The organism is Mycobacterium sp. E787, from assembly GCF_001668725.1.
Taxonomy (GTDB): Bacteria; Actinomycetota; Actinomycetes; order Mycobacteriales; family Mycobacteriaceae; genus Mycobacterium.
Window position 1 is genome coordinate 1 of the sequence record NZ_LZKL01000027.1, and the last position, 17,680, is coordinate 17,680.

General features: G+C 69.1%; 14 protein-coding genes and 1 pseudogene. 6 read left to right on the forward strand and 9 right to left on the reverse strand.

Annotation, left to right across the window (positions count from 1 at the left end):
• On the reverse strand, nt 1–678 hold a 678-nt coding region (locus A5705_RS04900; protein ID WP_156763036.1), incomplete at its 3' end, for a PE family protein.
• 100 nt (nt 679–778) lie between these two features.
• On the opposite strand from A5705_RS04900, the gene A5705_RS04905 reads away from it, so the two are divergent.
• Genes A5705_RS04905 through rfbA form a run of 3 tightly spaced genes read left to right on the forward strand, consistent with a single transcriptional unit; the run spans nt 779 to nt 2,822 of the window.
• Complete coding sequence (locus tag A5705_RS04905; protein ID WP_068275841.1) at nt 779–1,534, forward strand: maleylpyruvate isomerase family mycothiol-dependent enzyme; 756 nt, start codon at nt 779–781, stop codon at nt 1,532–1,534.
• 28 nt (nt 1,535–1,562) lie between these two features.
• The gene (locus tag A5705_RS04910) at nt 1,563–1,931 is read left to right on the forward strand and encodes a nuclear transport factor 2 family protein (protein WP_067875442.1); all 369 of its coding nucleotides are present in this window, start codon (nt 1,563–1,565) and stop codon (nt 1,929–1,931) included.
• A gap of 21 nt (nt 1,932–1,952) precedes the next feature.
• Entirely contained in the window at nt 1,953–2,822 is an 870-nt protein-coding gene (gene rfbA, locus A5705_RS04915; RefSeq protein WP_067875445.1) for a glucose-1-phosphate thymidylyltransferase RfbA, read from the forward strand.
• On the opposite strand, the gene A5705_RS04920 is transcribed toward rfbA, so the two are convergent.
• Nucleotides 2,770–4,053, reverse strand: coding sequence for a YibE/F family protein (locus A5705_RS04920; RefSeq protein WP_068275845.1), 1,284 nt, complete (start codon nt 4,051–4,053; stop codon nt 2,770–2,772). The genes rfbA and A5705_RS04920 overlap by 53 nt on opposite strands.
• 35 nt (nt 4,054–4,088) lie before the next feature.
• Nucleotides 4,089–5,377: pseudogene (locus A5705_RS04925) on the reverse strand (pyridoxal phosphate-dependent aminotransferase).
• Between the two features lie 192 nt (nt 5,378–5,569).
• On the opposite strand from A5705_RS04925, the gene A5705_RS04930 reads away from it, so the two are divergent.
• Nucleotides 5,570–6,655: a PPE family protein gene (locus tag A5705_RS04930; protein WP_068275848.1), complete on the forward strand. Its 1,086-nt coding sequence runs from the start codon at nt 5,570–5,572 to the stop codon at nt 6,653–6,655.
• Nucleotides 6,656–7,736: 1,081 nt separating this feature from the next.
• Here A5705_RS04930 and A5705_RS04935 read toward each other — a convergent pair.
• The 5 genes from A5705_RS04935 to A5705_RS04955 form a co-directional block, all read right to left on the reverse strand.
• Nucleotides 7,737–10,610, reverse strand: a complete 2,874-nt coding sequence (locus A5705_RS04935; protein WP_068275851.1) for a (Fe-S)-binding protein — start codon at nt 10,608–10,610, stop codon at nt 7,737–7,739.
• A gap of 124 nt (nt 10,611–10,734) precedes the next feature.
• Nucleotides 10,735–12,423, reverse strand: coding sequence for an Hsp70 family protein (locus tag A5705_RS04940; RefSeq protein ID WP_068275855.1), 1,689 nt, complete (start codon nt 12,421–12,423; stop codon nt 10,735–10,737).
• Between the two features lie 41 nt (nt 12,424–12,464).
• Complete coding sequence (locus A5705_RS04945) at nt 12,465–13,022, reverse strand: hypothetical protein (protein ID WP_068275857.1); 558 nt, start codon at nt 13,020–13,022, stop codon at nt 12,465–12,467.
• 35 nt (nt 13,023–13,057) lie between these two features.
• Nucleotides 13,058–14,224: a sensor histidine kinase gene (locus A5705_RS04950; RefSeq protein WP_231982365.1), complete on the reverse strand. Its 1,167-nt coding sequence runs from the start codon at nt 14,222–14,224 to the stop codon at nt 13,058–13,060.
• A 22-nt stretch (nt 14,225–14,246) separates the two neighbouring features.
• Nucleotides 14,247–14,900 (reverse strand): response regulator transcription factor, encoded by a 654-nt coding sequence (locus A5705_RS04955; protein ID WP_068275862.1) that lies wholly within the window; start codon nt 14,898–14,900, stop codon nt 14,247–14,249.
• A gap of 197 nt (nt 14,901–15,097) precedes the next feature.
• Here A5705_RS04955 and A5705_RS04960 point away from each other — a divergent pair, with 197 nt between their 5' ends.
• Complete coding sequence (locus tag A5705_RS04960) at nt 15,098–15,412, forward strand: WhiB family transcriptional regulator (RefSeq protein WP_067875469.1); 315 nt, start codon at nt 15,098–15,100, stop codon at nt 15,410–15,412.
• Here A5705_RS04960 and A5705_RS04965 read toward each other — a convergent pair.
• Complete coding sequence (locus tag A5705_RS04965; protein WP_197521236.1) at nt 15,409–17,013, reverse strand: PPE family protein; 1,605 nt, start codon at nt 17,011–17,013, stop codon at nt 15,409–15,411. The two genes, A5705_RS04960 and A5705_RS04965, sit on opposite strands and share 4 nt — an antisense overlap.
• A 227-nt stretch (nt 17,014–17,240) precedes the next feature.
• Between A5705_RS04965 and A5705_RS04970 the strand changes: the two genes are divergently transcribed.
• On the forward strand, nt 17,241–17,680 hold a 440-nt coding region (locus A5705_RS04970), incomplete at its 3' end, for a PPE family protein (protein WP_231982340.1).

A 17,680-nucleotide genomic window follows, 5' to 3' on the forward strand; every position in this document is an offset into this window, starting at 1 on the left:
GGGCTGTTCGGCGCCGCCGGCGCCGAAAATCCCGCCGTTGCCGCCGGCGCCGCCGTGCCCGCCCGGGCCGGCGCTGGAGAGGCCGCCCGCGCCGCCGGCGCCCCCGGCGCCGAACAGCGCACCGTTTCCGCCGTTACCGCCGTTTCCCCCGACGGGCCCGGACCAGCCCGCGCCGCCCGCGCCGGCGGCGCCGAGCAGCCCGGCGGCCCCGCCATTGCCGCCGTTGGGGTGGCCGGCACCGCCGGAGCCGCCGGCCCCGCCGTTGCCGATCAAGATTCCGGCGTCCCCGCCGTTCTGCCCGGTTCCCGGCGCCCCGTTGGCGCCGTTGCCGATCAGCGGCCGCCCGAACAGCGCCTCGGTCGGCCCGTTCACGGCGTTCAGCAGGGTCTGCTGGACGTTGGCGGCCTCGGCGCCGACGTACGAGGCCCCGCCCGCGCTCAAGGTCTGCACGAACTGGTCATGAAACGCCGCCGCCCGGGCGCTCAGCGCATGAAACTCCTGCGCCTGGCCGGAAAACAGCGCCGCGACGGCCGCCGACACCTCGTCGGCGCCCGCGGCAAGCACCCGCGTTGTCGAGGCCGCGGCGGCGGCACGGGCCGCGTTCAGCGTGGTACCGATACCGGCCAACTCCGAAGCCGCCGCCCCCAGCGCCTCCGGTGCAGTGATCACAAATGACATTTCCCCCCGCACCTTTCCTCAGGTCCTAGGACGGACGTTATCGCTAGCGCGCATCGAGCGCAGTGGATCGACGGCGTGGGGCCGGCGGTAGCCTGGCCGGGTGGACTTCGCCGCCGCGTTCCTCGACGAGAACCGGGCCTTCGCTGAGCTTTTCCGTGCCGCCGACCAGTCGACGCCGGTGCCGACGTGCCCGGGCTGGACGCTGACCCAACTGATGCGCCACGTCGGGCGCGGTGACCGCTGGGCGGCGCAGATCGTGCGCGACCGGCTCGACCACTACCTCGACCCGCGGACCGTGGAGGGCGGCAAGCCGCCACCCGATCCCGCCGACGCCATCTCGTGGCTGCAGGGCGGCGCGCAGCGGCTCGTCGACGCCGTCGAGCTCTCCGGCGTGGAGACGCCGGTGTGGACCTTCCTCGGGACGCGCCCGGCGAACTGGTGGGTCCGGCGGCGGCTGCACGAGACGGCGGTGCACCGCGCCGACGCCGCCATCGCGACGGGAAGCGAATTCACCCTCGGGGCGGACGTCGCGGCCGACGCGATCACGGAGTGGCTTGAGCGCGTGGCGATTCAGGCCGGAAGCGACGGGGCGCCGCTGCCGCTCGAGGACGGCGACACCCTGCACCTGCACGCCACCGATCCGGGGCTCGGAGAGGCCGGCGAATGGACGATCGGCGTCGACGGGGGAGCGATCACCTGGTCCCACGAACACGGCAAGGGCAGCGCGGCGCTGCGGGGCGGCGCCACGGAGCTGCTGCTGGCGATCGTCCGTCGGGTCCCGGTGGCCGACACCGGTATCCAACTGTTCGGGAACGACGCCGTCTGGCAGAAGTGGCTGGACCGTACGCCGTTGTGATTCGGGTGGACACGGTACCTTGCTGACCATGACCACATCGGAGATCGCCACCGTTCTGGCGTGGCACGACGCCCTCAACGCCTCCGACCTGGACACGTTGGTGGCCCTGTCCAGCGACGACATCGAAATCGGCGACGCCCACGGGGCCGCGCAGGGCCACGAGGCGCTACGCCGGTGGGCCGGCTCCCGCGAAGGCGCGGCGGAACTGGGCCGGATGTATGTGCACGACGGCGTCGTGGTCGTCGAACAGAAGGTCAGCACCCCGGACGGAGGCGTCACCACCGCCGCGTCGGCCTTCCGGGTGGTCCGCGACCACGTCACCGCGGTGTTCCGGCACCGGGATTTGGCGGCGGCGCTGGCGGCCACGGAAGTGACCGAAGCCGACCTCGTCAATTAGCGCCCACTAGGAGAGGCAGTCATGCGCGGGATCATCCTGGCCGGTGGATCGGGCACTCGCCTGCATCCGATCACCATCGGCATCAGCAAACAGTTGTTGCCGGTCTACGACAAACCGATGGTGTACTACCCGCTGTCCACGCTGATGATGGCGGGGATCCGCGACATCCTGGTGATCACGACGCCCCACGACGCGGCCGGCTTCCAGCGGCTGTTGGGCGACGGCTCGCAGTTCGGCATCAACCTCAGCTACGTCCAGCAGGCCCAACCCGAAGGTCTGGCACAGGCTTTCGTGCTCGGCGCCGACCACCTCGGGAACGATTCGGCGGCGTTGGTGTTGGGCGACAACATCTTCTACGGTCCCGGGCTGGGCACCAGCCTCAGCCGCTTCCAAAACATCGACGGCGGAGCGATTTTCGCTTACTGGGTGGCCAACCCGTCGGCCTACGGCGTCGTCGAGTTCTCCGACGACGGCATGGCGCTGTCGCTGGAGGAGAAGCCGGCCACGCCGAAGTCCCAGTACGCGGTCCCGGGCCTGTACTTCTACGACAACGACGTGATCGAGATCGCCAAGAGCCTGAAGAAATCGGCGCGCGGTGAGTACGAGATCACCGAGGTCAACCAGATCTACCTCAACCGGGGCCGGCTGGCGGTCGAGGTGATGGCCCGTGGCACCGCCTGGCTGGACACGGGCACCTTCGACTCGCTGCTGGACGCCAGCGACTACGTCCGCACGCTGGAACGGCGGCAGGGACTCAAGGTCAGTGTCCCGGAGGAAATCGCGTGGCTGCAGGGCTGGATCACCGACGAGCAGCTGGCCGAACGGGCACAGACCTTGGTCAAGTCCGGCTACGGCGACTACCTGCTGGCGCTGCTGGAACAGCGACGCTGACCGGCTTTGCCAGTACCGCGGCGATCGCCGTCGTCAACGGCACCGACAGTGCCAGCGCGATGCCGCCGACCGCGGAGCGGGCGATCTCGATGGCCACGCTCTCGCTGATCAGCACGTCGCCAAGTGAGCGGTTGGCGACGCTGAACAGCAGCAGCAGCGGCAGCGAGGTGCCCGCGTAGGCGAGCACCAGCGTGTAGACCGTGCTGGCGATGTGGTCGCGGCCCACCCGGAGCGCGCCCAGGAAGATGGCCTGCCGCGACGTGTCACCGCCGAGATTGGCGAGCTCGAACACCGTCGACGCCTGCGTCACCGTCACGTCGTTGAGCACGCCGAGCGACCCGATGATGAACCCGGCGAGCAGCAGCCCGCTGATCGACACGTTGCCCAGATACGCCGACACCTGCGAATTCTGGTCGTCGGACAAACCGGTGAGATGTGCCAGATCGACTGCGGCCCAGGACAATCCGGCGGCGAGCAACAGCGCCGTCAGGGTGCCCAGCAGCGCGGCGCTGGTGCGCAGGTTGACGCCGTGGGCGAGGTAGATCACCGCGTAGAGGATGGCCGCCGACGCCACCAGCGCCACCGGGAGGGCCGGTGCGCCGTCCCGCAGCGCCGGCAGCAGGAACACCACCAGCACCAGGAAGGCGACCACGATGCCGACCAGCGCGAGCAGCCCCCGCCAGCGGGCCACGGCCACGACCACCACCGCGAACGCGACCGCGAGCGCGACCAGCGCCCAGCCGCGTTCGAAATCGTAGAACGCGTAGTTCGTCGTTCCCTGCTCGTCGACCTGCCGCACGACGCGGACGCGGTCACCCGGCGCGAAGTGCGGCTGGCCCGGGCCCGGGGAGGACTCCAGCAGCGTCTTGGCGCCGGCGTTCGGCCCGGAATCGATCGCGACGAGCGTCTGCACGCACCGCCCGGCGCCGGGCTGGGCCGGCTGCGGCGCGGTGGTGAGCACCTGGCTGGCCGACGGGCTGCCGCAGTCGCCGATGGCGCTCGACACCACGTGCCCCTTCTGGATGCTCGCGGAACCGCCGGACGCGTTCTGGAACGGCAGCGGGATGTCGACGTGCTGGCGGCTCGGCCACAGCAGCACCGCGCCGGCGATCACGGCCACCCCCATCGCGACCAAAAGCCCGACGACGATCTTGGCGGGCAGTGGATTCAGCGAAGCGGGGCCCCCGGACGGACTGCGCAGGCTGTGCGAGTGCGAGTGCGAGTGGGTCACCCGGTCGAGGGTAGAGGGCGCCGCTGCGAGCTTGCTTACTGCCGATAACTGCTCAGGAAGTTGCCCAGCCGCTCGATCGCGGCGGCGAGGTCGCGCGACCACGGCAGCGTCACGATGCGCAGGTGATCGGGCTCGGGCCAATTGAAGCCGGTGCCCTGGGTCACCAGGATCTTCTCGGACAACAGCAGCTCGAGGACGAGCTGCTCGTCGTCGGCGATGTCGTAGACCTCGGGATCCAGGCGGGGAAACGCGTACAGCGCACCTTCCGGCTTGACGCAGGACACCCCCGGGATCTCGTTGAGCTTGGTCCAGGCGACGTCGCGCTGCTCCAGCAGCCGGCCGCCCGGAAGCACCAGGTCCTCGATGCTCTGGTGGCCGCCGAGGGCGACCTGGATGGCGTGCTGCGCAGGAACGTTGGGGCACAGCCGCATGTTGGCCAGCAGGCTGATGCCCTCGATGAAGCTGCTGGCGTGGTCCTTGGGGCCGGTGATGGCCAGCCACCCGGCCCGATAGCCCGCGACCCGGTAGGCCTTCGACAGGCCGTTGAACGTCAGGCACAGCATGTCGGGCGCGAGCGAGGCCACGTTGATGTGCTTGGCGTCGTCGTAGAGGATCTTGTCGTAGATCTCGTCGGCGAGCAGAAGCAGCTGATGCTTGCGCGCCAGATCGACCATCTGCGTGAGGATTTCGCGACTGTAGACCGCGCCGGTCGGGTTGTTGGGATTGATCACGACCAGCGCCTTGGTCCGCTCGGTGATCTTGGACTCCAGGTCGGCGATGTTCGGCTGCCAGCCTTGGGTCTCGTCGCACAGGTAATGCACGGGGGTGCCGCCCGCCAGCGACGTCGACGCGGTCCACAGCGGGTAGTCCGGCGCCGGGATCAACACCTGGTCGCCGTTGTCGAGCAGGGCCTGCAGCGTCATCGTGATCAGCTCGGAGCACCCGTTGCCCAGGAAGACGTCGTCGACGTCGAACCGGGGGAAGCCCTCGACCAACTCGTACCGGGTGACCACCGCGCGCCGGGCGGGCAGGATGCCCTGCGAGTCGGAGTAGCCCTGCGCGTACGGCAGGGCCTGGATCATGTCGCGCATGATCACGTCGGGCGCCTCGAAGCCGAACGGCGCCGGGTTGCCGATGTTGAGCTTGAGGATGCGGTGTCCCTCGGCCTCCAGCCGCGCGGCGTGCTGGTGCACCGGGCCGCGGATCTCGTACAGGACGTCCTGCAGCTTCGACGACTGCGCGAAGGTCCGCTGCCGGTGATGGCCGACCGGATGCACGGGCAGCTGGTGTGTAGTCACGACACTATGGTGCCATCGTTGTCCACCGAAATTTGCTGGAGACCTGATTCTGTGATCAACGCGCGCGCGGCGCGCGGCATTTTCACTATTCCCGATGTGAGTAAACACGCGTTACGCTCATGTGGACGAATCGGGCACGTCGCCAAACCCGAGCCTGACCGAAGGGAAGCCCGCATGCGTGGCATCGAGGCTCGGCTCGAAGCTTTGACAGGGTAGGCGTGGACTTCTGGGCCCCTCCCGAGATCACATCAGCCCTGATTCATTCAGGGCCGGGGCCCGGATCGTTGCTCACCGCTGCCAACGCTTGGCGCCAGCTGGCGGTCGAGCTGGGACAGACCGCCGCTGACCACGCCTCCACCGTGGCGCGCATTCCCTGGCACGGACCGTCAGCGACGGCGATGACGCTCTCCACCCTTCCCTACGTCACCTGGCTACACACCACCGCAGCCCAGGCCGCCCAGATGTCGATGGCGGCCACCACCATGGCCGGCTCGTTCCTCGACACCCAGGCAGCAGTCGTGCATCCCAGCGTGGTCGCCGCCAATCGCGCGCACCTGGCTCAACTGATCGCGACAAACTTCTTCGGCATCAACTTCCCCGCGATCGCCGCAACCGAGGTTCAGTACTTGCAGATGTGGGCGGATAACACGACCGCCATGCTCGGCTATCAAGCCACCAGCCTGCAGACGATGGCGATGCCGACGTTCAGCCTGCCGTCCCCGATGACCACTCCAACCGCCACGGCGGCTCAAACGGCCACGGTGTCCGCGGCGGCAGTACCCGCCCAATCAGGTTTCTTCTCCAACCCGTTCGTCCAGACCGTCAACGGCTATCTGCAGAACCTGGTCAGCAGCGGCCTTTTCAACCCACAGTCATTTATTGGGTTGATCACGAGCGGCCACGATTACTTCCCCGGTCAGTACCCGGACATCCTGGCCGCCACCCCGCGCAACCTGGCCATTGCCTACAACCTCACCGGTCCCGAGGCCGTGGGAGGCGCTCCCAACGTCTACGCTGCCGCTGCCTATGCGCCCGCTGAGACTTCTGTCACCGCGTCAATGGGCAAGGGAATGTACGTCAGCAACCTCGTGGTCCCGCCCTCGGCGGTCACCTCCCCGATCCAGCTTGCCGCCGCAGAGGCACCGCTGGTGGCGACGACAGCCGACGGCACTCCGCTGATCCCGATGTTCGTCCCGCCGATGCCGCCGGGCGCACGTAAGGCCCAGCAGGATAAGCCGGCAGAGAAAGGCTATGGACCGCCGATCTTCGGCACGATCATGCGCCGACCGCCGGCAGGCGGATGAGACAGAGGATCACGACGCCGGATTTGTCATCAGCGCAATCAAAGACCAGGGACCGCCCCGCCCGGTCAACCTCCGCGCCAGGCTGTGCCAGATTCCGCCAGCGACCCCGTTACGGAGTTGCCGACTCGCCGGCCCGACCTCCATTGGGAGGCGCAGACTTTCGGACCCAGAAGTCTCGGCAAATTTGGCCCAGCTGTCCATAAAGAGGGCTGGCCTGGCAATCGTTTTGGTATCTGTGCGCGGGGTCATCGGCCGGGGAGTTGTCGACGCAAGCCTGGTGGGCGACGGGATCGGCGATGCCGGCACAGGGATCGTCGGCGCGTGCTTGTGGTGCTGGAAAGCAGAGGGACGCCAGTGCAATGGCCGCTCCCGCCGACACGCCCATGACTGCCCTGTTCATTCAGAGCTTCCTTTCGTGACCCCCTGATGGCCGCCGGGTTGTCGCACTCCAGCATCGCCCAAAATCATTGCCGTGGCACGCGAGGTTTTTCCGACGCGTTGCCGCATTCCGCTGATCAGCGCGGCGTGGTTCTAAATCTCTCCGGATAACCGCCCTCATTGACGGGCGCAGGCTTTCGGAGCGAGAAGTTACCCACAAATTTGGCCCACCTGTCCGTCCAGGGGGCTCGCTCCCTCACAATCACCCAGTTGGTATCTGCGCATGGGGTTATCGCGCGGGGGTCTGTCAATGCAAGCCTGGTGGGCAGCGGGATCGGGGATGCTGGCGCAGGGCTCGTCGGCGTGCGCTCGTACCGGCGGGATGAAGAGGGGTGCCAGTGTTATCGCTGCCGCGGCTGAAACGCCGATTATTGCCCGCTTCATCAGTTCTTCCTTTCGTAACCCCCTGATCACCGCGTCGTTGTCGGCACCGCCACAGTGTCGCACTTTGCGGCGCCGCTCACAGTGCAACTGATCCCGGCCGGCCGCGCCGCGCCGATCGCGGTCACCTGGCCGACCGATAGGTGACAAGACACAAGTGGTGGCGGGTGACGAATGGGCCCTCGGTGTCTACGCCACTGAGAACGCCCTCACCAGCGCATATGCTGGCGAGGGCCGTTCTCTGAGAGACCTCAGTCTGTGATCAACGCTTGCCCGGCGGGCGCGCGCCGCGCGCGATGCCCAGGCCCTTTACGGGGGTTTCGGGCTTTGCCGCGTCGCCATCGGGCTGCGTGGACGGCTCCGGCTTTTGCTCGGGCTCGGCCTTCTCCGCGGGTTGCTCGACCGGCGCCTCCGCCGCCGTGGCGGCGGGTGCGGCCTTCCTGGCACCGGGTCGCTTGGCGCCGGCGGCGATGCCCAGGCCCTTCACCGGCGCGGCGGGAGCCGCAGGCGCCTCGGGTCCAGCGGCCGGAGCGGCGGGCTCGGCGGGTGCCTCGGTTGCTTTCGCCGCGGGCGCGGCCTTCTTCGCGCCGGGCCGCTTGGCGCCGGCCGCGAGGCCCAGTCCCTTCGCGGGAGCGGCCGGAGCGGCCGGAGCGGGGGGCGCCTCGGGGGCCTCGGCTTTGGCGGCCGGCGCGGGCGCGGCTTTCTTGGCGCCGGGCCGCTTGGCCCCGCCGGCGATACCCAACCCCTTGGCGGGGGCCGGGGGGGCCTTCGCCGGCTCGGTGGCTTTCGCCGGCTCGGCGGCCTTCGCGGGCTCCTCGGCCTCGGTCGGCGCCTCGGCGGGCGCGGTCGCGACGGCGGCCTTGGGCGCCGCGGCGGCGCGCTTCTCGGCTTCCTTTGCGGCCGTGCCCTTTTCGGGCAGGGTCGCCTTGTCGTACTCGAGCGACCCGAGCAGGATCTGGGCCACGTCGAGCACCTCGACGCCGCTGCGACCGGCTTCCTCCTGCCGGTCGTTCACACCATCGGTCACCATCACGCGGCAGAACGGGCAGCCGGTCGCGATGGTCGCTGCCCCGGTGGCCAGCGCCTCATCGACGCGTTCGTGGTTGATGCGCTTGCCGATGTGCTCTTCCATCCACATCCGGGCACCCCCGGCGCCGCAGCAGAAGCTGCGCTCGGCGTTGCGCGGCATCTCGGTGAGGTTCGCCCCGGACGCCTCGATCAGCTCGCGCGGCGCCTCGTAGACCTTGTTGTGCCGGCCCAGGTAGCACGGGTCGTGGTAGGTGATGTCCTGGGCGACGGGCGTCACGGGCACCAGCTTGTTGTCCCGGATCAGCCGGTTGAGCAGCTGGGTGTGGTGCAGCACGGTGTAGTTGGAGCCCAGCTGCCGGTATTCGCGGCCCAGCGTGTTGAAGCAGTGCGGGCAGGTGACGACGATCTTGCGGTCGACGGTCTCGACGCCCTCGAAGAGCCCGTCGAGGGTCTCCACGGCCTGCTGGGCCAGCTGCTGGAACAAGAACTCGTTGCCCGACCGGCGCGCGGAGTCGCCGTTGCAGGATTCGCCCGTCCCGAGCACCAGGAACTTCACCCCGGCGACGGCCAGCAGCTCGGCGACGGCCTTGGTGGTCTTCTTCGCCTTGTCGTCGTAGGCGCCCGCACAGCCCACCCAGAACAGGTACTCGAAGCCGTCGAAGCTGTCGACGTCCTCGCCGTAAACCGGCACGTCGAAGTCGACCTCGTCGATCCAGTTGGTCCGGTCGGCGGCGTTCTGCCCCCACGGGTTGCCTTTGGTCTCAAGGTTTTTGAACAGCACCGACAGCTCGGAGGGGAACTCCGATTCCATCATCACCTGGTAGCGGCGCATGTCGACGATGTGGTCGACGTGCTCGATGTCCACCGGGCACTGCTCGACGCAGGCGCCGCACGTCACACAGGACCACAGCACGTCGGGGTCGATGACGCCACGCTGTTCGAGGGTGCCGACCAGCGGCCGGGTGGCCTGCTCCGGCCCGGAGCCCATGACGCGCCCGAAGCCGGACTCGGGGACGTGGTGTTCCTCGGCGTGCTTCTCACCGGCCAGTTCCTCGCCGAGCCCGCCCTCCGGCGTGTTCTCGGCGGGCGTCTCCTTGTCACCGAGGATGTACGGCGCCTTGGCCATCCAGTGGTCGCGCAGGTCCATGATGACGAGCTTGGGGGACAACGGCTTTCCGGTGTTCCACGCCGGGCATTGGGACTGGCAGCGCCCGCACTCGGTGCAGGTGGCGAAGTCGAGCATCCCCTTCCAGCTGAAGTCCTCGATCTTGCCGCGGCCGAATTCGGCGTCGTCGGGCGGGTTTTCGAAGTCGATCGGCTTGCCGTCGGCCTCGATCGGCAGCAGCGGGCCGAGCCCGTCGGGCAGCCGCTTGAAGATGACGTTGATCGGCGCCGTGAAGATGTGCAGGTGCTTGGAGTGCAGCACGATCAGCAGGAACGCCAGCATGACACCGATGTGCAGCAGCAGCGACACCGTCTCGATGGTCTCGTTGGCCGGCTGGCCGAGCGGGCGCAGGATCGCTCCGAACAGATGCGACAGGAACGCCGGCTTGCCGTAGGGCAGCGTGCCGTTGTTGACGGCGGAGCCACGGACCAGCACGTAGGTCCAGATGACGTTGAAGATCATGAACAGAATCAGCCACGCGCCCCCGGTGTGCGAGCCGTAGAACCGGGACTGCCGGCCGTATTCCTTCGGCTCGCTGCGAAGCCGGATGATGGCGAAGGTCGTGATGCCGAGGAAGACGGCGGTCGCGAAGAAGTCCTGCAGGAAGCCCAGCGCGTCCCATCGGCCGATGATCGGGATGTGGAAGTTGGACTGGAAGAGCAGCCCGTAGGCCTCGATGTAGACGGTGAGCAGGATGAAGAAGCCCCACATGGTGAAGAAGTGCGCCAGGCCGGGAAGCGACCACTTCAGCAGCTTGCGTTGCCCGAAGACCTCGGACAGCTCCGCGGAGACCCGCCCCGGAATGTCATCGGTGTGCCCGGGGGCGGGTTTCCCGGAGGTGACCAGCTTGAAGAGCCACAGGACCCGCCGTGCCGCGAAAAGGAGCACGAGCAACGTCATGCCCATGCCCACGACCAGTCTGATGAGCATCTGCGTGGTCACAAAAAATCTCCCCGATGCATAGTCACTCTGCCTGCTCTGCTTCCCGATCAGCCCTGCTCATAGTTACATCTCCGCCGCTTTCGGTGCGAGATAGGCTGCCCTAACTTACTGGCGGCCGGCCGCGTCAGTGCCCGAACGGCGGCTGAGGGAGGGGCAGCGGCAACGGGCGCTGTCGCGTGGTGGTCGGCGCGGCGGTCGTGGTCGGCGCCGCGGTCGTGGTCGGTGCGGCGCTCGTAGTGGTCGGCTGGGCGCTGGTGGTCGTCGGCGCCGCCGTCGTGGTGGGCGCCTGGCTGGTGGTGGTGTCGGGCGGCTGCGTCGAGGGCTGCGGCGGCGGCGGGAGCACCGTGACGGTGGTGGTGCCGTTCGGCGCCGTGATCGTCTCTGTCTGCGATGTTTGCGGCGGCGCCGGTTCGTTCGGGGTGTTGTTGTTCACCGGGTTCGGTTTCGGGTGGCCCAGGGTGAGCGCCAACACCACCGCGACCAGTATCGCCGCGGCCGCGCCGACAACGCTGAGCACCAGCGCGGTGCGTTTGTACCAGGGTAGCGACGCCGGGGCGGCGGCGTAGCGGCCGCTGTCCGCGGGTTCCAATCCCGTTGGCTCCCGGCTGTATTCGCCCGTCATGTCGGGTCCCGAGTACGGGACCGGCTCGGCGGCGTCGTCTTCGTCCTGCGACCAGGCCAGCGGACTGGCGCCCTCGGCGGCCCGGGCGGTCTCCACCGTCTCGGTCGGGCTCTCGACGACGGGACCCGCCGCCGTCGCGAGGCCCGCCGCGGCCTGCTGCTCGCCGAGCACCGCCGCGCCGACGGCGGCGCTGAAGGCGGGCTGCGGTGCGACGTGCACCGGCGCTTGCAGGCGCTCGGACAGGCGCGCACTGATCAGCGGGATGTCGGCGCCCCCGCCGACGGCGGCCACGGCGGCCAGGCTGGAGCGCTGAATCCCGTTGCGCTGCAAAGTGTCTTCCACGGAGCTGACGAGTCGGTCCAGCGGTGGGGAGATGAGCTGGTCGAGTTCGGAGCGGCTGAGCCGGACCTCACCACCCGGACCCGCGATGGTGGCGACGGTCGCCGCCGACAGCCGCTCCTTGGCGCGACGGCAGTCCGCGAGCAGGCGCGACTGCGAGCCGATCCGTGCGGTGCTGGCCAGGGCGGCGCCGTCGCCCTCCCCGGGCCAGGCACCGGTGGCGTCGGAGGCACCCGCGCGCACGTACTGCAGGACGAGCTGATCGATCGCGTCGCCGGAGAAATCGGTGTAGCGCACCGACGGCCCGATCTGCCGGAAGTTGGATCCGGCATCGACCAGGGTGACGCTCGTCCCGGTGGCGCCGAAATCGCACAGCGCGACGACGCCGTCGGCCGGAAACCCCGGCCGGGTGCGCAGCGTCGCCAGCGCGGCCGTCGCATCGGAGATCAGCGCCGGCGCCACACCGCCGCGGGTCAGGTCCCGCTGGGCGAAGAACTCCTCTCGCAGCGCGGTGGTCTGCGCTTCGGACCAGTACGCGGGGACCGCGACGGTGACCGGTGTGCCGTAGCCGACCGCGCGGGCCATCGCCTCGATCGCCTCGACCGTCAGTACCTCGCCGAGGTACTTCGTGCCGTCGGCGGCCACCAACGGAGCCCGGTCGCCGACCCGTTCGACGAACCCGCGCAACACCAGCCCGGATTCGGTCAGGTTCGGGTTTTCTTCGGGCAGCCCGATCTCCGTCGGCCGGTTCTCGAACAGCGTCAACACCGCACTGCGAACCACCGGAGCACCGGTCCCGCGGGCCGCAACCAGGTTGGCCGCGCCGATCGACAAGCCCAGCGACTCGCTCATATCGCACACCCCATTCCAGCGAGTCTATGAGCGTGGCGCCGTCACCCGATGCCGGGCGGCAGCGTGATCACCGTCGGGACCTCGGGGATGGTGATCACCGACGGCAGCGACGGCAGATGGTGCCGATGCGTCGGCTGCGGTTGGGTGGGCTGACGTGTCGGCTGCTGCTGGGTGGGCTGCTGGACCGGCGGCTCGGCCGCGCTGCTGGTGGGCGGCGGCGCGGGCGACTCGGTGGTGGTCGGAGGCGGCGTGGTCGTGGTCGTAACGGTCGTCGCGGTGGTGCTGCTCGTGGTGCTCGGGTTGTGGCTGGTGCCCTGACCGCCTTGAAGCAGCTGCATGAGCCCGTAGACGATCAGCGCCAGCAGGATCAGGACGGCGATCACCCACGCGATGATCCCGACGGGTTTCCGGTACCAGGGGGTGGGTTCGTGTTCCTGGTCGAACGGGTCGACGGCCTCGACGGGCTCCGGCTGGTCGGCCGGCATTTCCGGTGGTGGCGGGGCTTCGTCCCCCGCTGGTGGGGGTCCGCCCAGACCGCCGTAGTTGCGATACTGCGTCTGCTGGTTGTGGAAATCGTCGGGTGGGCCGTTGCGTGCCACAAAACCGATGGTACTGACCCCGCCTGGGGCCCGGCTCAGTCGGCGCCGGCCGGCGCGGTCACCGACGCCCGCGTGCCACCGCCGACCGTCGACGTGACCTTCAGCGATCCACCCATCGCATCGATGCGGACCGCCAGCGACGCCAGGCCGATGTGCCCCTGGGCGACGCATCGTTTCAGGATGGCCGGGTCGAACCCGGCTCCGTCGTCGACGACGCCGAGCGTGATGACGTCGCCCGCTCGGGCGAGGCTCACCCGCACGGTGCTCGCCCGTGCATGTTTGTTCGCGTTGGCGAGCAATTCGCGGGCCGCCCGGTACAGCAAGGACTGCGACCGGGGGCGGCCGACCTCTCCGAGGTCGGCTTCGACGGTGAAGTGGCCGCGGCGCTCGTAGTCGCGAATCAGCTCACGCAGCGCGGCGGTCAGCCCCACCGCGGTGAGCACCTGGGGATGCAGCGCGGTGACGACGCTGCGCAGCTGGGCTGCGGTGTCGTGGATCGCCTGGACGGCGGCGTCCAGTCCCGGGTCCGTGTACCTTTCGCGGACGGCATCGAGCTCGAGGCGCGCCGCGAGCAGATCCTGCAGCGGCCCGTCGTGCAGCCGCTCGGCCAGCGCCCGGGCGTTGCGCTCGTCGGCGCGCATCGCCTCGGTGACCAGCGTGCGGCGCATGTCGAGCAACGCCGCCACCCGGGCCGCGGCGCGGGTCAGGAAATAACACAGCGCGGTCATCGCCGCCGCCAACCAGAGCAGCAACCCGAAATGCGTGTACACCACGCCCGGGAGCTCAACCGTGTCGTCGCGCTTGGAATAGACGAACCACACGCCGAGATATCCCACTGCGGTGGCGATTCCGACGGCGGCCGTCAGCGCCGGGCGGTCCTGGAATGCCACCGAGATCGGCAGCAGGAAGAACACCGGCAGCAACGCCACGGTGGCCCCGCCGGAGACCACGCACAAGGCGACCACCGTCAGCACGTCGATGCACGTCGATGCCCAGCCGGCCCACGACGGCACCGGTCCGCGCAGCACCACCACCACCCACAACAGCGCGGCGACGCTGTAGGTGCCGAGGATCAGGGCATAGGCCAACGGCAGCCAGTGCTCGACCTCCCACACCGACACCAACAGGACGATCAAACCGATCAGCGGCAAGCGCAGAAACGCCGACAGGCGGACGGGCTCGGCCGCCACGAAGTCGACCATTCGAGCCAGCGGGCGGGCCATGCTATTCGAGCAGCCCGCGCCGCATCGCCGCCGCGACGGCCGCGGCGCGGTCGCTGACGCCGAGTTTCTCGTACAACCGCTGCACGTGGGTCTTGACCGTGGACGGCGCCAGGTACAGCTCGGCGGCGATCGCGGGGATGCTCAGACCCTGGGCGATGAAATCGAGCACCTCGCGCTCCCGGGGGCTGAGCACCGGCGGCTGCGCTTCGCCGCGCCTTCGGATCTCCCCGGCCAGACCGGCGGCCAGGGCCGGCGACACCACGTCGCGGCCCTCAGCGCAGTCGAGAACGCCTTGGACGATCTCGTTTTTCGTCGATTCTTTGGGCAGGAATCCCGCGGCGCCCTCCGCCAGCGCCTGGAAGACGATCGCCGATTCGTCGTGCGCCGAGAGCAGCAGCACCCGGGTCGGCAGGTCGTCGGCCCGCACGGCGGCGGCCACCTTGGCGCCGTCCATCCCGGGCATCCGGTAATCGAGCAGGGCGACGTGCGGGAGATGGGTCTTGATCAGCTCCAGGGCGGCGAGGCCGTCGTCGGCCTCGGCGACCACATCAACCTGGCCGCTCGACGTCAGCGCGCGCACCACACCATCGCGGAACAGCGGGTGATCGTCGCCCACCACCACACGCACTTTCTCGGTCGTTGCCCGGCCGACCATGCCGATCAGTGTCACACACGGGTACCGCCGTTTCCCCCGATCGGGGGAACGTGCGATTCATCCCGCGCTCGGACTGGTCGGCGGACAGACAGCGCCGGGCCGCTTCGGAATAGTGAGTGCGGGCCCGCGAGCACCGCCGAGGGGATCGTGGGCCCGCCGCCGCAGGGGGGTTTCAACCGCGCACAGGAGTGCCCAGCATGGATGGAACCACCGCCCACAGCGAATGGGCCGACGACTCCCGCAACTCGTGGGTGTCCAAGGCGCTATGTCGCACCACCGATCCCGACGACCTCTTCGTCGCCGGCGCGGCGCAACGGAAAGCGGCCGCCATCTGCCGGCACTGCCCCGTCGTCGCCGAGTGCCTCGCCGACGCCCTCGACAACCAGATGGAGTTCGGCGTGTGGGGCGGCATGACCGAACGCCAGCGGCGGGCGTTGCTCAAGCAGCACCCCGAGGTGGGCTCCTGGTCGGAGTTCCTCGTCACCCGGCGGAACCGGCGTAAGACCGGCTAGATGCCCAATTCCTGGTCGATCTGCGGCCAGTATTGGGGACCGTCCGGGGTGAGGATGATCCAGTCGTGGATCTGGCCGTTGGCCAGCACGAAATTGATGGGCGCCCCCGCCAGGGCGGCGTCGTGCTGCAGGACGAGCGTGTCGGGTGCGAGCGAATCCAGGTTGCCCGAGTAGACGTATGTCGGCGGGAGTCCGCTGAGGTTCCCGTATAGCGGGCTCACCTCGGGGTTGGTCACGGGCAGCCCGGCCGCCCACTCCCTGCCGATCACCTGGCCGGGCGGCACGGGAATCAGGGGGTCCTGGACGAGCGCAATATTGGGATTGGTCATCCCCACGTCCAGCCATGGGGACAGCAGGACCATCGACGACGGGACGGGGGCGAGCGGGTTCTGGGCCAAGGTGTATTCCTCGGCCGCCAGCGCGAGGTTGCCGCCCGCCGAGTCACCGATCACGCTGACGTGCGGCGCCCCGTGCGCTGCGATCTGCGAGTTGATGAAGCCGGCCATGTTGGGCACCACCGTGCCGGCGGTGCCGCCCTGCTGCAGCAGCGGGTAGATCGGCACCTCGATGGTGGCGCCGGTCTGGTAGGCCATCACGGTGTAATCGAGCCAGTGGAAGATCGAGGGCGCGAAGATGAACGCGCCACCGTGAATGCCGACCACGTAGTCGCCGTTCGGATGAGCCGGCGTGATCTGCACGACGGGCATCCCGTTATAGGTCGTGTGCTGCACCGTTTCGCCCATCAGCAACGGCAACAACCGCGGCGGCGTGTTGCTGAGGCCTATCCCAAGCAGCGGATTGTTTCCGGTAAACAGCTGTAGCAGTGGGGAATTCGGCGATTCGATGTAGTTTTCGAGCCCGGAGAAGGCCAGGAACGGTTTCACCGGGTACAGCGCGGCCTCTTCCAGCCTGGTGGCCAGCGAGGGGCCGCCGGTGAAAGTCCCCCCCTGTGTTGCCGAGAAGGGCGGCGCGGCGGGCGCCCCGAAAATGGTGCCGACGACCGTGGTGACGACCTTGTTGACGCCGTTGGCCACCGTGGTGGGCGCCTGTTGAATCCCCAGCTCCACCGAGGCGAAAGCGTTCTGCAGCGCTTGTTCCCAGTTGCCCAGCTGCGCGACCGTCGCCGACGCGCTGGCGTGGTAGCCGCTCATCGCGGCGACATCCTGGGCCCACATCTGCTCGTATTCGGCCTCGGCCGCCGCGATCGCCGGCGCGTTCTGGCCGAACAGGTTCGACATCACCAGCGACACCAGCTGGCCGCGATTGGCCGTGATCGACCCGGGGTCCACGATGGTCGCCAGCGCGGCCTCGTAGGCGACGGCCGCCGCCCGCGCCTGGGCCGCCGACTGCTCGGCTTGCGCGGCCGCCCCGCCCAGCCAGTCCACGTACCCGGCGGCCGCGTTGGTCATGGACGCCGCCGACGGGCCCTGCCAGGCCTGCCCGGCCAGGTCCGAGGTCACCGAGGAAAACGATCCCGCGGCCGCACTCAACTCATCGGCCAGCCCGTCCCACGCCGCAGCGGCCGCCAACATTGGCGCTGACCCGGCACCGGAGAACATCCGGGACGAATTGATCTCCGGCGGGAGCACCAAAAAGCTCATGACCGCGGTCCCTTCTCAGCAGCGAGCCCCGGGAGCCAAAGTGTGCCTTCGCTCGGGTTCACACGCAACCGCGACTGCGAGCGCTTGATCCCTGCGGTCCGGTCCGCAACGATCGTGCGGCGGCCGGGATTGGATTCCCGCCTAACGGGGTATGGGGCAGGCCGGAGAATGTACGTTGCTCCAGTGGCTGCTGAAGGTCTGATCAACGACGATCGAGGGGAGCAGTGATGAACTTTTCGGTGTTTCCGCCCGAGGTCAACTCGGTGCTCCTGCTTGATGGGCCGGGCCCGGGGCCGATGCTGGAGGCGGCGGCGGCCTGGGACGGGATCCGCAGTGAGTTGAGCGCGGCGGCAAGCGCATTCAGCTCCGTGACCTCGGACCTGGCCGGGCAGGCCTGGCAGGGCCCGTCGGCGGCGTCCATGACCAACGCGGCCGCCGGGTACGTGGACTGGCTGGGCGGGGCGGCCGCGCAAGCCGAGCAGTCGGCGGCCCAGGCGCGGGCGGCGGCCGTCGCCTACGAGGCCGCGCTGGCGACCATCGTGGACCCCGGGTCGATCACGGCCAATCGCGGCCAGCTGGTGTCGCTGGTGATGTCGAACCTGTTCGGCCAGAACGCGCCGGCGATCGCGGCGGCCGAGGCCGAATACGAGCAGATGTGGGCCCAGGA